Source organism: Bacillus sp. GB_SG_008 (assembly GCF_052038115.1).
Classification (GTDB): domain Bacteria; phylum Bacillota; class Bacilli; order Bacillales; family Bacillaceae_G; genus Bacillus_A; species Bacillus_A rhizoplanae.
In genome coordinates this window covers 1-13,337 of sequence record NZ_JBPZSK010000020.1, presented here as the reverse complement: position 1 = coordinate 13,337, position 13,337 = coordinate 1, and the positions used below count along the sequence as shown (strand labels likewise).

Genomic DNA, 13,337 nt, shown 5'->3' with positions numbered 1-13,337 from the left:
GCAGAGAGGTCACACCCGTTCCCATACCGAACACGGAAGTTAAGCTCTCTAGCGCCGATGGTAGTTGGGACTTTGTCCCTGTGAGAGTAGGACGTTGCCAGGCAAAAACCTAAGTCGTTTCGACTTAGGTTTTTTTGTTTATTATAAAGAAAGATAACAAAACTTTATTTTCTTATACATATAATTTTTGTTTTGATCAGTCTTATACATGTTTATTGCCAACTATTCTGAAAGTCTATCTTTGTTCATCTAATGTAATTTTTGATGAAAAAGAAGGCTTTTTTAATTATATAGAGGTTATTTATGTTTCATATAGAAATCTTACATATTAACTATATAAAAATAGGGAAAAAGGAGGATTTATTTAATGAACAAAGCTGTATTAAAACAAGATACAAGCAAGGCTGTAAGAAAACAGGAAACTTTACTTACGAAGTGTGCCGATGTATTTTCAAGGTGGTCACAGAAATATGTGCCTGATGCCTTTGTTATTGCTGTATTACTCACATTTTTTGTTTTCATTGTAGCATTTTTTATGAATCCCTCTAAGCCGTATGCTATTGTAAAATCGTGGGGAGATGGATTTTGGACTTATTTAACTTTTACTATGCAGATGGTATTGTTAATGGTAACAGGGATGACGTTGGCTTCTGTATCTATTATTAATAGAGGCTTACAGTCTATGGCAAGACTAGCTAATACGCCTCAAAAAGCTTATATTCTCACGTTTTTAGTAAGTGCGGTTGCATATTATATTAATTGGGGATTAGCTGTTGTTGTAGGAGCAATTGTGGCAAAGGAAGTAGGGAAAAAGAATCCGCATGCTCATTTTCCATTACTTGTAGCAGCTGCTTATTCTCCAACAGCTTTATATAGTGCAGGACTTTCTAGTTCGATTGGATTAACAATTGCTACAAAGGATCATTTTCTTGCAGATGTAATGGGGGTAATTCCAACATCTCAAACGATCTTTAGTTTTTCTACTATCACTATCTTTCTGGCATTATTTATTACGATGCCAATTATCATTGTACTTATGGCTCCGAAAAGTGGAATTGTTGGTTATAAAGACAATGAGAAAACTGAATCCTCTTTTATAAAACCTTCTCAGAAAGATTTAACTATCGCAGAAAAATTAGAATGGACCCCGGTGTTGGGAACATTATTCGGTTTAATGGGTATGTTTTATTGTGTATATGAGTTTGTTAATGGCCGCAGCTTGGATTTAAATATTATTAATCTATTATTTTTATCACTAGGCTTGTTATTGCATGGTTCTCTAGGTAACTTTTCGCAAGGATTTAAAGAAGCGACTGGATCAATTTCTCCAATTATTTTACAATTCCCGTTTTATGCAGGAATAATTGCTGTGCTAGGTAGTTCAGGATTAGGAAGTTCTATTATTGAATGGATGGCATCCATTGCATCGAAAGATACATTTGATATTTTTACATATTGGTCAGCAGGATTGGTAAATTTATTGGCACCGTCAGGCGGAGGACAATGGGCATTGCAAGGACCGTTACAAATTCCAGCTGGATTGAAATTAGGTGTAGATCCAGCGAATGTTGCAATGGCAGTAGGATGGGGAGATGCATGGACAAATTTGATTCAGCCATTTTGGGCTTTGCCTCTTTTAGGGGTATTAGGACTAAAAATTAAGGATATTATGGGATACTGCTTTATTCTTTGTATTTGGGTAGGGATTGTTACAAGTGTACTTATGTTATTTCTTTATTAACCCTATAGAAGGAATTCGTTTTCTTTTCAAAAACTATAATGCAAAACTAACCATCAGTAGAGGTATCCCCCACTGATGGTTAGTTAAATGAATTGCTCTTTATTATCCCAAAATGTCATAGTTTACAGTATTATTTTCAAAAGACAGGATTCCCTGTCTTTTTTCGATGAAATAAATCTTATTATATAAAAGAGTATAGAAATTGGTCATTATTTTAAACTTGCTGTGCTTGTGTGCTTACATAGGATGAACTGTTTCATGGTTTGAACTTTTCTTAAAATCCTGTAAAAGTTGCATTGTTGTTTTTTGAATAAGTAAAGGTAACACATGAAATGAATATGGTTTATAGACACGTTCTGTCCATTTATGACCGTCTTTCCCATACACCCCCATATTAATAGAAGGGATATTTAATTTACGTATAGTGTCATATGGAAGCGGATATAGTTGCTCCCATTTCGGGAAGTTTTGTAATAATGGTTTTAGTTCATCGTCTGTTTCGTGAATAGATAGGAAGCTCCCATCAGCTAAATAAGGGAAAAACTTTTTCAAAACAAATTGTTCTCCAGTCTCATCTTGTACATTTTGTAGTATTACTTCAATACTGCTTTGTAATTGACGATTTTGTTCATTCGTTTGTTTTAAATAGTTATGTGGTAAAAAAGGCGGTGCAAAAAATAAAATAACTCTTGGTTTTTTTTCAGGATCCATTTCTTGTAGAGCGGCAACAATTTCAAAATAAACTTCACGTAAGTCACTATTCTTACTTTGTTTTAGGGTATTTTGAATAATTGCTTCCGTATTTATGCCATGTTGTTGTAATTCTTCTATATAATCTCCGTAACTTGTAACAGCAATCTCCCATGAAAGGTCACGTGATGGTAAGCCTGTTACAAGTAAATAATGCTGAAACTGTTCTTTTAGATACTCTTCAGCTTCTTTACATACTTGTTTTGTTTCGGCTAATAGTCGCTCAAGAACTTCTTCAGGTGTAGATTCATAAATAAAATAATTAAAGTATAGCTGGCTACTTGTTGCGGTTTGTACAGTATAACTGTCTTTATTATCGCGTTGATATAAACATGTTGGAGGTAGAACAAGCTCATCAGGAATAAATTCAGTTAGTTTATAGTTGTTGTGTAATCTGCGTGTAATTTGAGCAGCAATAAAGTTTGGATCAATTCCTGATAATGTATCTCCAACATGTACTTCTCTTCCATAAATATAGAAGCAAGGTAGAAGTTTCCCAGCTGTTCCTGTATAAATATAGCGCTGGTTGTCTCCGTCGTATAGAGGTGTGATGAAATCATTATTAATTGCTAGACAGTAGTGTAATTGTTTTTCTCGTTGTAGTCTTTCTAGTTCAGTTAATGCAGCTGTAATTCCGCGGTGTTCTCCCTCTTCGTCACCATTGAAAAGTAAAAGAAGATTTCCTTCTAATAGATCGGTATGTTGTGAGAAATATAAAATGTTAGCGATATGGACAGCAGCCCCACTTTTCATATCAACAGAGCCACGACCAAATAGCCAATCTCCAGATTTAGCATCAGTCTGGACATCAAGATTTCCCTCATATGTTTGAAAATATTCTTCTAATGTTTCTGAGGAAAAAGCATGTTCCTTTAATAGGCCGAAGTCTTCAATTCCAACTGTATCTAGATGAGAATGATAAATGATGGTAGAAGTTGATTTTTTGTTTCCTTCTACAAATGCAAATAAATTTATTCGGTTAATTGGATCATTTGGAACAGTTTGTACCCATAAATGTTCAGGGTGCTGTTTAAAATATGGAAAGTTTTTCAAAATGCGATAAAGTTCATCTATAATATGGGCTTCACCTTCAGTTCCGTTAATGCTATTAAATGAAACGAGATGTTTTGTTAGTGTCTCGACTTGTTTTTCTAGAGATAGTGAGTGTAATTGTTGATACATAAGATAAAACCTCCTTAATTTTTTGATTAAAAAAGTAATTGTTTGTAAAAGCATGTATTTTATTGTTTAAAAAGAAAACAGCAACAACATTTTGGATAACAACTCATACTAACCTCAAGTCTAAAACTTTCATATCTGTCTTTTATTTTCCACATTATGAAATTAGTTTCCGCTATATGAATAAAAAAATGACGGCAGATTGTCGATTTTATAATACGGACGTTCTGCCGATTTTAGTAGATATTTCACTAGCGGCTTGTTTCACCTTGCTAATAAGGAAGGTTAGCCGATCATCGTTGATACGGTGGTTAAGCACTCCAACGCTTAATGCTCCCATCACTTTATTGTTAAAGCCTATAATGGGTGCCGCAACAGATGCAGTGCCTTCGGTTTTCTCACCATAACTTACGGCATACCCTTGTCTTTCTATTTCTAATAATTGATGTAAAAGAATTTGCTTTTGTTCTGGTGAGGAAGAAAGTAATTGGTCAATAATGTGATGTGTCTCTCTAGAATCCATATTAGCGAGTATTGTTTTATTTGGTGCACCGATAGAAAGAGGAATTCTTTCTCCTAAGTTATCAATAACACGAACTTTTAATGGACTGTCAATTCTTTCGATAATAATAGAATGTGTTCCATTTGGAATATTTAAATAAACGCTTTCTTCCACTTCATGTGCTAAACGTTTCATTACTTCTCTGGCTACAGATTTGTAGTCAATTTTCTCTAATTGACGTAAGCCGATTTCCATCCACATAGGTCCTGATGTATAATGCTTCGTTTCTGGAATTTGTGAAACAAGCTCATGTTTCATTAGAGAATTGAGTAACCTGTGTACTGTACTAACCGGAAGAGATGTTCTTTCGGCTATGTCAGAAATGGACCAGTACTCTTTATTGTTATCAGAATTTAGTAATTTAATAATACCTATAGCTCGATCGATGGATTGTACCATATACTGGCCTCGACTTTACTTGTAATGTGTAAATCTCTTTGATTAACTATCAATTTAGCAAAAATTTAAAATGAAATCAAACTAAATTTCAGAATAAACAAAATAGAGAGAATATAAAACGAAAACGCATACAAAAACATGTTGACTTTTTTATTTAATTATCTGAAAATTAAAACAAGATTTCGTATAGTGGAAACAATTCCGTAATACGGAAAAACTTCTTTTTATAATATCAATTATGAAAGTGAGGAAAACAATGACGCATTCTGACAGCAAGAATAATGAATTAAAGCGTACGATGAAAAGTCGACATTTGTTCATGATTGCACTTGGTGGTGTAATCGGAACTGGCTTGTTTAACGGTTCTGGTTTTATCATCAGCAAAGCTGGACCTGGAGGAGCTGTACTTGCTTTTATGGCTGGTGGATTATTGATGTACCTCGTCATGTTATGTCTTGGCGAGCTCGCGGTGGCTATGCCGGTGTCTGGTTCTTTCCAGGAATATGCTACGAAGTATATAAATCCTGCTACTGGATTTACTATTGGATGGCTGTATTGGCTAAGCTGGGCAAATACTGTTGGGCTTGAATTTACAACTGCAGGTATTACGATGCAGCGCTGGTTTCCTGATATTCCTGTATGGGTTTGGTGTTTAACATTTGGTGTTACAATTTTTAGTATTAATGCATTATCTGCCCGCAGTTATGCAGAAACGGAATTTTGGTTTTCGAGCATTAAAGTGTCAGCCATTGTTGCCTTCATTATTCTTGGAGGAGCAGCGATGTTTGGCTTTATTGACTTAAAAGGGAATGAAGCGGCGCCGTTTTTTTCAAACTTTACAGATTACGGTGGTCTATTCCCAAACGGAATTGGTGCGATACTGTTAACAATGGTTACGGTTAACTATTCCTTTCAGGGTACGGAACTGGTTGGTATCGCAGCGGGTGAGAGTGAAAATCCTGAAAAAACGTTACCGCGTTCCATTCGAAATATTATATGGCGGACGATGTTTTTCTTCGTTTTAGCGATATTTGTTCTTGCAGCCTTGATTCCTTGGGAAGAAGCAGGTTTAGCGAAAAGTCCATTTGTTGCCGTTTTTGATAATATGGGTATTCCATATGCTGCTGGTATTATGAACTTTGTCATTCTCACTGCTGTTCTTTCGGTTGCTAACTCAGGATTATATGCAGCAACAAGAATGCTTTGGTCATTGTCCAAAAATGACATGGCTCCAGCTTTCTTACAGAAAGTATCGTCACGTGGTATTCCATTATATGCATTAATTATGACGATATCTATTTCTGCTTTTTCACTTTTGACGAGTGTTGTGGCTGCTGAAACTGTGTATTTATGGTTAATTTCGATTTCGGGCGTTATTACAATTATTGTATGGATGTCCATTTGTGCTTCTCAATTTCTTTTCCGTAGGCGTTACCTAGCAGAAGGCGGTAAGTTAGAAGATTTGAAATTCAAAACACCTCTTTATCCAATTGTCCCAATTTTAGGCTTTGGACTGTACGGTCTTATATTAGTAAGTCTTATCTTTATTCCTGATCAGAGACTAGGAATTTATTGTACTGTACCTTTTATTATTGCTTGTTATGCTTACTACTACATAAAAGTAAGAAAAAGAATTAGTAATAACAGTTATAGTGAGAATAAAATGAGAAAAATGATGTGAAGTTCATCTTGTTCTTTCTAAGTGCATTTTTAAAATGAAGATATTTTCGTAATGAAAAGAAATACTTTTTTGTTATTGGCTTTGAAATGAAGTGAAATAGCACCGTTCAAGTAATCTTGAACGGTACTATTTTTATTTATCCCGCTATTCGCAGGTAGTAAGAGATCTCCAGCCCAAGATAGAGAGAGAAGCGAAGAAGCTAGGTGGGGGATAACTGCTGGCATGCGCCCGATTGGTGAGAACATTCCATCAGTGGGGGATGAAGAAAATCCCCATTGATGGAATGTTCACTTTATAATATTTTTGGGATTTATTAAAAACGTTGCATCATAACTAAATGAAGGGACCCCGCTGGCTGGATAGCTTGTGTATTCTAATATTTCTTTCTTAGTAGCTAAATCAATGAAAAACCGATATCCTAATCTGGATATCGGCTGACTAGTTGTTTCTTTCGAATAGAAGAGATTGTTCTAGTTAAAGCAGTACAAAAGTAGTGAATGCAATAGCTAACAAAATACGATAATAAGCAAATGGCTTTAATCCTATTTTAGCTAACAGTTTTAAAAAGGTAACGACTGCTAGCATTGCTACAATAAAAGAAGTAATGAATCCTACTGCGAACATTGGAATATCGTCTACACTTAAATACTTCCAACTTTTTAATAAGTCTAGACCAGTTGCTCCAACCATGACGGGAAGCGCGATAAGAAAAGAGAATTCTGATGCGGCTTTATAATTCACTTTTGCTAACAATCCTCCAGACATTGTGGATCCAGCTCTTGAGAAGCCAGGATATACTGCTAAACATTGAAATAACCCAATTGTTAATGCTTGACGATATGTTAAATCGTCTAATGAATAGGAGGTAGCTTTAGGTTTTTTAACTTCTGCAAAAATCATAAGGATTGCTCCTGCTACAAGCCCGATAACGACAGTGTATGGCTGAAATAAGTATGTTTTGATCACATCATGTAATAGTAAGCCAGCAACTACAGCTGGGAATACACCTAGAATCACATGTAATGCATTGAATTTTTTTTCTTTCTGTAGAAGTGGTTTTATATTAAATAAAGAAACAAGGCGTTTGTGATATAAGACAGCGATAGCTAAAATAGCTCCTAGCTGTATCACAATCTCAAATGTTTTTGCTCTTTCTCCTTCAAATCCTAACAAGTGACCGGCTAATATAAGGTGGCCAGTAGAGGAAATTGGTAAAAATTCTGCTAGTCCTTCTATGATACCAAGTATAAAGGCGGTGACTGTGTCGCTCATAATTTCACTCCTAATATATAAATGAAAATTCTTCTTTCAAACCTTGATAACTGGTGGAGATTTCTGGGATATTTTTTCATCCGTATAAATTAATGAATATCAACCTTTTTAAAATAGAAGATTGTTGTGATAAATCCGATCATAGCTGTAGCGGCAATAACGATATAAGAATATTCTGGAGGATATGTCGGTTGCAGTTCGTTGTTTACTATATCGAGTGTAGCTGTCCAAGGAAATAAATCTTTGTGTTCCGAATTTGTAACCATAAGATTTGCCATCGTTATAACAATTGTGAATATAATAGGCGGAACATAAGTCTTCATTACAAGAGTTAGCAGTACAATAAGGGGGGATAAGATAAAAAGGAGTCCACCGCCCAGCAAAAATTTCAGTAAAGATTGCAAGAGTAATGGGCCGCTTAAGCCAGGAAAGCCTCCTAATAGTCCTAATAGTAAAGTTAGTCCCCAAGTAACTATAGTCAACATCATAATCCAAATAAAAAGAAGAATAAATTTACTTATAATAAAGTTAAAACGTGATACAGGAATGGTTAATAGGCTTTTTAATGTATCTTCTGTGTATTCCCGATTAAAGAGATAAGCGGTAACGACTCCGTATAGAAGGACTCCCATTAATAAAATAGTATACATATTAGCATTATAAAAAAGGTCATCGAGACCCGCAGCTGGAGCAGATGGTTTTGTTTTCTTTTCTATATAAAAGGCCGAAACTATCATAAATGGTGCTACCGCTGCCCCAATAATACTAATCAAGAACATATTAGAGCGTTTTAATTTTAATAGTTCTGTATATAGTAGATTAACCAATTGTCCCACCCCCAACCAATTTGGTGAAGTAATCTTCTAATCTATCTTCGCTCATCATAATCTTTAATACTTCAATATCGTTTTGAACAAATGTTTTATTAATCTGTCCTTGCTGTCCGAAGTGAGAGTAAATGCGAATATTTCCTTCATCATGAACCTCATAATCAGAAATATGAAATTGATTTTCTAACAGCATCGCAGCTTTATTATCGTTATTTACTTGAAATTCTAAGTATTTACGATTTGTTTTTTGAAGTGTATCAAGTGCAATTTCCTCCAATAACTTCCCTTCATGAATAATTCCCATATGATCGACTAGCTGTTCAACTTCAGCTAAAATATGGCTAGAAATTAATATCGTTATGTTTCTTTCTTGGGCTAAAGATTTAATGAGCTTTCGCATTTCTTTAATACCAATAGGATCTAAACCGTTAGTTGGTTCATCTAATATTAATAGCTCTGGATAATGGAGAAGGGTTCTTGCAATTCCTAATCGTTGTTTCATCCCTAATGAGTATTTTCCTACTAGTTTTTTCGTTTCATGTTGCAGTCCTACAATTTCTAAGGCTTCTTCAATCGCATTTTTTTTGTGAACGCCTATGATTTTGGCATTAATTAATAAATTTTCTCTTGCAGTAAGGTTTTCGTAAAACCCTGGAACTTCAACGATAGAACCAATTCTTCTTAAAATTTCTTTTTGGTTTTTGAGAAAATCCTCTCCGAATATTTCGATTTTTCCGCTTGTAGGTTTTATTAGGCCTAGCAGCATTCGAATTGTAGTCGTTTTACCTGCGCCATTTCGCCCGATGAATCCATAAATCTCTCCTTGGTTCACATTTATGTTGAGATTATCTACAGATTTTTGATTGCCATAAATTTTAGTAAGATTTGTTGTTTTTATAATTGTACTCACTTTAAAACACCTACTTTCTATAATCTCTTAATTACATGATAAAAAGGAGGATTTAACTGCTGCTTAATCATTTCTTAACTATTTCTTAAAAACAGTTTGCTTCGGGATGGAAAATCCAAAGGTGGTTCTTTCCCATGGAATACTTTCTACCCAAATTTGGCCGCCGTTTTTTTCTACGAGTGCTTTAGCGATAGCGAGTCCTAGGCCGCTACTACCATGCGAAGGGTTCCTTGATTGGTCACTTCGGTACATTCTCTCAAATACGTTTTCTAAATCGCTCTTTGAAATTCCAGGTCCTTTATCCCAAATGAGCAAATGATATTCATTTGTGGTTTCCGAGAGCTCTATTCCTACTACCTTCCCAGGTTTTCCGTAATATATGGCATTTTTCATGAGGTTACCTATAACTCGCATTAGACTAAGAGAATCTGCTGTAATCGGGCAAGGTTCTTCTGGGATGTTAACTTGTAACTTAATATCATGCATGGATAGCTCAGGTAAAAATTCAATTAAAGATTCCCTAGTAATCTCTGAAAAATCAAGTTGTTCTTCCTTTAATGGAAACTCATCAGCATCTAGCTTGGCCATATTAAATATTTGATCAACTAATTGCTTTAAGCTGTTTGATTTCTTTGATAGTATTTCGAGATATTCTTGTTTTTCATCTTCTGAAGCAGCGATATCATCTTTTAAAGCATCGATATATCCAATAATAGAAGTAAGTGGTGTCCGAATATCATGTGAGATACTAGATAGCAGTTGTTTTCGGGCTTCTTGAAATCTTTTGGATTCAACTTGGCCCTTTTCTAGCTCGCTTATTAATTCATTTACAGAAAAAACTACATCGTCTAATGAATGGTCGTTATTTGTATATAGTCTTGTATGTAAATTTCCGTTAATTGCCCGTCTTAATTTAGCCACTATAGACTTTCGGTTCTGAATAAAATGAAGTCTTATAAAGAAAAGGTTTATTGTTATAACAATAAGTGTAATGAATAAAGTTAATTTTAATGTGTGAACCATGTCTATAAATAGAAGCCCAGCGATGATTATAAGTTGACATAGGATAAGATAGAGAACTTTATCATTCTTCATCCTTTTCACCTACAAATTTATAACCGATTCCCCATACAGTTTGAATGAATTTAGGATCAGAGGGATTAGCTTCTATTTTCTTTCTAAGCTTTCTAATGTGCACCATAACTGTATTATCATCTTCTATATAGTTACTGTCCCAAACATTGCGAAAGAGTTGCGTTTTCGTAAAAACTTGTTCAGGATTTGAAGTGAAAAACTTTAATAGTTCAAGTTCTTTTCCGGTTAAAGATATTTCTTTTCCATCTACGTTAACTGTGTACTTTTTTAAATCAATTGTTAGCCCTTTAAATGTTAGGATTGTTTTTTCTTGCGTGTTAGCATTACTTCCTAATATTAAAAAGCGCCTCATAAGAGCTTTTACTCTGGCGACTACCTCATTGATACTAAAAGGCTTTGTAATGTAATCGTCCGCACCTATGCTTAAGCCTAAAATTTTATCTACTTCTTGATCTTTAGCAGTAAGCATTAATATCGGGATATTTGTTTTGTCTCTAAGTCTTCTACATACTTCGATACCATCAACTTTGGGCATCATAAGATCTAATATGATGAGGTTATATTTGTTTTGTTCAAATAAACGAAGAGCCTCTTCACCATTTATAGCGATATCTACTGTATATAGTTCCCGTTCTAGATATTTTTTTAATAAATCTCGTATTTCTTTTTCATCATCGGCTATCAGTACACGTATATCTTCCATATTTCCACCTGCTTCTAATATGATTTTGTTGGTAGTGTAATTTGTATAAACAAAGGTTGTACGATGGTTTCATGAATGAAAAATTTAATTGCTATCTAATTATATACTATAAATTGTTAAAATAAGGTTGTTAGTACAGAATCAAATAGGAAAGGCATTTTATGAGTAAACTATGCAGAAGCATATGGGGGAGTAAAGAAAGTGAAACTTCCAGCAGAGGAGGGGTTCTTCGTGCCACACTGATGGTTAGTTGAGCCAATCGGGCTTTTACAGGAAGTTATCCCTACCTATCTTCTTCGTTTTTCTCTGCATCTTGTGAGGTGGGGGTCTTACTGCCTGCGAATAGCGGGATAAAGAAGTACTTGAGGTGTATTCTTATAATCCTGCAGAAAGAATAGATAAATATCTCTAAAAAACCATTGACTATTTTTAGATAGAGGTGTAGTATTATACGAGTCGCTGATGCAACAGAGCAGAAAGCGAAAACGAAATAAAAAACTTAGTTGACATTGAAAAACAAAGATGTTAACATAAGGAAGTCGCAATTAAGCGGCGAACAAGTTCTTTGAAAACTGAACGAAACAAACAACGTGAAACGTCAATTTTTATTTATGATGCTAGACAAACACTTTATTGGAGAGTTTGATCCTGGCTCAGGATGAACGCTGGCGGCGTGCCTAATACATGCAAGTCGAGCGAACCAATTAAGAGCTTGCTCTTAAGAAGTTAGCGGCGGACGGGTGAGTAACACGTAGGTAACCTGCCTATAAGACTGGGATAACTCCGGGAAACCGGGGCTAATACCGGATAACATTTTGCACCGCATGGTGCGAAATTGAAAGGCGGCTTCGGCTGTCACTTATAGATGGACCTGCGGCGCATTAGCTAGTTGGTGAGGTAACGGCTCACCAAGGCGACGATGCGTAGCCGACCTGAGAGGGTGATCGGCCACACTGGGACTGAGACACGGCCCAGACTCCTACGGGAGGCAGCAGTAGGGAATCTTCCGCAATGGACGAAAGTCTGACGGAGCAACGCCGCGTGAGCGATGAAGGCCTTCGGGTCGTAAAGCTCTGTTGTTAGGGAAGAACAAGTGCTAGTTGAATAAGCTGGCACCTTGACGGTACCTAACCAGAAAGCCACGGCTAACTACGTGCCAGCAGCCGCGGTAATACGTAGGTGGCAAGCGTTATCCGGAATTATTGGGCGTAAAGCGCGCGCAGGTGGTTTCTTAAGTCTGATGTGAAAGCCCACGGCTCAACCGTGGAGGGTCATTGGAAACTGGGAGACTTGAGTGCAGAAGAGGAAAGTGGAATTCCATGTGTAGCGGTGAAATGCGTAGAGATATGGAGGAACACCAGTGGCGAAGGCGACTTTCTGGTCTGCAACTGACACTGAGGCGCGAAAGCGTGGGGAGCAAACAGGATTAGATACCCTGGTAGTCCACGCCGTAAACGATGAGTGCTAAGTGTTAGAGGGTTTCCGCCCTTTAGTGCTGAAGTTAACGCATTAAGCACTCCGCCTGGGGAGTACGGCCGCAAGGCTGAAACTCAAAGGAATTGACGGGGGCCCGCACAAGCGGTGGAGCATGTGGTTTAATTCGAAGCAACGCGAAGAACCTTACCAGGTCTTGACATCCTCTGACAACCCTAGAGATAGGGCTTCTCCTTCGGGAGCAGAGTGACAGGTGGTGCATGGTTGTCGTCAGCTCGTGTCGTGAGATGTTGGGTTAAGTCCCGCAACGAGCGCAACCCTTGATCTTAGTTGCCATCATTAAGTTGGGCACTCTAAGGTGACTGCCGGTGACAAACCGGAGGAAGGTGGGGATGACGTCAAATCATCATGCCCCTTATGACCTGGGCTACACACGTGCTACAATGGACGGTACAAAGAGTCGCAAGACCGCGAGGTGGAGCTAATCTCATAAAACCGTTCTCAGTTCGGATTGTAGGCTGCAACTCGCCTACATGAAGCTGGAATCGCTAGTAATCGCGGATCAGCATGCCGCGGTGAATACGTTCCCGGGCCTTGTACACACCGCCCGTCACACCACGAGAGTTTGTAACACCCGAAGTCGGTGGGGTAACCTTTTTGGAGCCAGCCGCCTAAGGTGGGACAGATGATTGGGGTGAAGTCGTAACAAGGTAGCCGTATCGGAAGGTGCGGCTGGATCACCTCCTTTCTATGGAGAATTGATGAACGCTGTTCATCAATA

Annotated in this window: 9 protein-coding genes and 2 rRNA genes; 4 read left to right on the top strand and 7 right to left on the bottom strand. The window is 36.9% G+C overall.

What is annotated here, in order from left to right; translation table 11 throughout:
- Window positions 1-103: ribosomal RNA gene (gene rrf, locus ACTDJC_RS22315) — 5S ribosomal RNA — on the top strand; the annotation flags it as partial.
- A 264-nt stretch (window positions 104-367) separates the two neighbouring features.
- Window positions 368-1,741, top strand: a complete 1,374-nt coding sequence (locus ACTDJC_RS22310) for a short-chain fatty acid transporter (RefSeq protein ID WP_440604721.1) — start codon at window positions 368-370, stop codon at window positions 1,739-1,741.
- 237 nt (window positions 1,742-1,978) lie between these two features.
- On the opposite strand, the gene ACTDJC_RS22305 is transcribed toward ACTDJC_RS22310, so the two are convergent.
- On the bottom strand, window positions 1,979-3,673 hold the full coding sequence (locus tag ACTDJC_RS22305; RefSeq protein WP_440604720.1) for a M20/M25/M40 family metallo-hydrolase: 1,695 nt from the start codon (window positions 3,671-3,673) through the stop codon (window positions 1,979-1,981).
- Window positions 3,674-3,881: 208 nt separating this feature from the next.
- A complete protein-coding gene (locus ACTDJC_RS22300) occupies window positions 3,882-4,631 on the bottom strand; it encodes an IclR family transcriptional regulator (protein ID WP_098311347.1) in 750 nt (249 codons plus the stop codon).
- 256 nt (window positions 4,632-4,887) lie between these two features.
- On the opposite strand from ACTDJC_RS22300, the gene ACTDJC_RS22295 reads away from it, so the two are divergent.
- Window positions 4,888-6,312 carry an amino acid permease gene (locus ACTDJC_RS22295; protein WP_440604719.1) on the top strand — a complete coding sequence of 475 codons (1,425 nt, stop codon included), beginning with the start codon at window positions 4,888-4,890 and terminating at the stop codon, window positions 6,310-6,312.
- A 474-nt stretch (window positions 6,313-6,786) separates the two neighbouring features.
- Here ACTDJC_RS22295 and bacA read toward each other — a convergent pair whose 3' ends face one another.
- The 5 genes from bacA to ACTDJC_RS22270 all read right to left on the bottom strand — a co-directional run bounded on the left by bacA (window position 6,787) and on the right by ACTDJC_RS22270 (window position 11,122).
- Window positions 6,787-7,584, bottom strand: a complete 798-nt coding sequence (gene bacA / locus ACTDJC_RS22290; protein ID WP_440604718.1) for an undecaprenyl-diphosphate phosphatase — start codon at window positions 7,582-7,584, stop codon at window positions 6,787-6,789.
- Between the two features lie 89 nt (window positions 7,585-7,673).
- Window positions 7,674-8,411: an ABC transporter permease gene (locus ACTDJC_RS22285; RefSeq protein ID WP_098311349.1), complete on the bottom strand. Its 738-nt coding sequence runs from the start codon at window positions 8,409-8,411 to the stop codon at window positions 7,674-7,676.
- Window positions 8,404-9,324, bottom strand: a complete 921-nt coding sequence (locus tag ACTDJC_RS22280; RefSeq protein ID WP_440604717.1) for an ABC transporter ATP-binding protein — start codon at window positions 9,322-9,324, stop codon at window positions 8,404-8,406. The genes ACTDJC_RS22285 and ACTDJC_RS22280 overlap by 8 nt, the downstream gene beginning before the upstream one ends.
- A 78-nt stretch (window positions 9,325-9,402) precedes the next feature.
- Window positions 9,403-10,419 carry a sensor histidine kinase gene (locus ACTDJC_RS22275; RefSeq protein ID WP_440604716.1) on the bottom strand — a complete coding sequence of 339 codons (1,017 nt, stop codon included), beginning with the start codon at window positions 10,417-10,419 and terminating at the stop codon, window positions 9,403-9,405.
- A complete protein-coding gene (locus tag ACTDJC_RS22270) occupies window positions 10,409-11,122 on the bottom strand; it encodes a response regulator transcription factor (protein WP_429711261.1) in 714 nt (237 codons plus the stop codon). The genes ACTDJC_RS22275 and ACTDJC_RS22270 overlap by 11 nt, the downstream gene beginning before the upstream one ends.
- A gap of 630 nt (window positions 11,123-11,752) precedes the next feature.
- Here ACTDJC_RS22270 and ACTDJC_RS22265 point away from each other — a divergent pair.
- Window positions 11,753-13,304, top strand: a 16S ribosomal RNA gene (locus ACTDJC_RS22265).
- Window positions 13,305-13,337 lie beyond the last annotated feature (33 nt).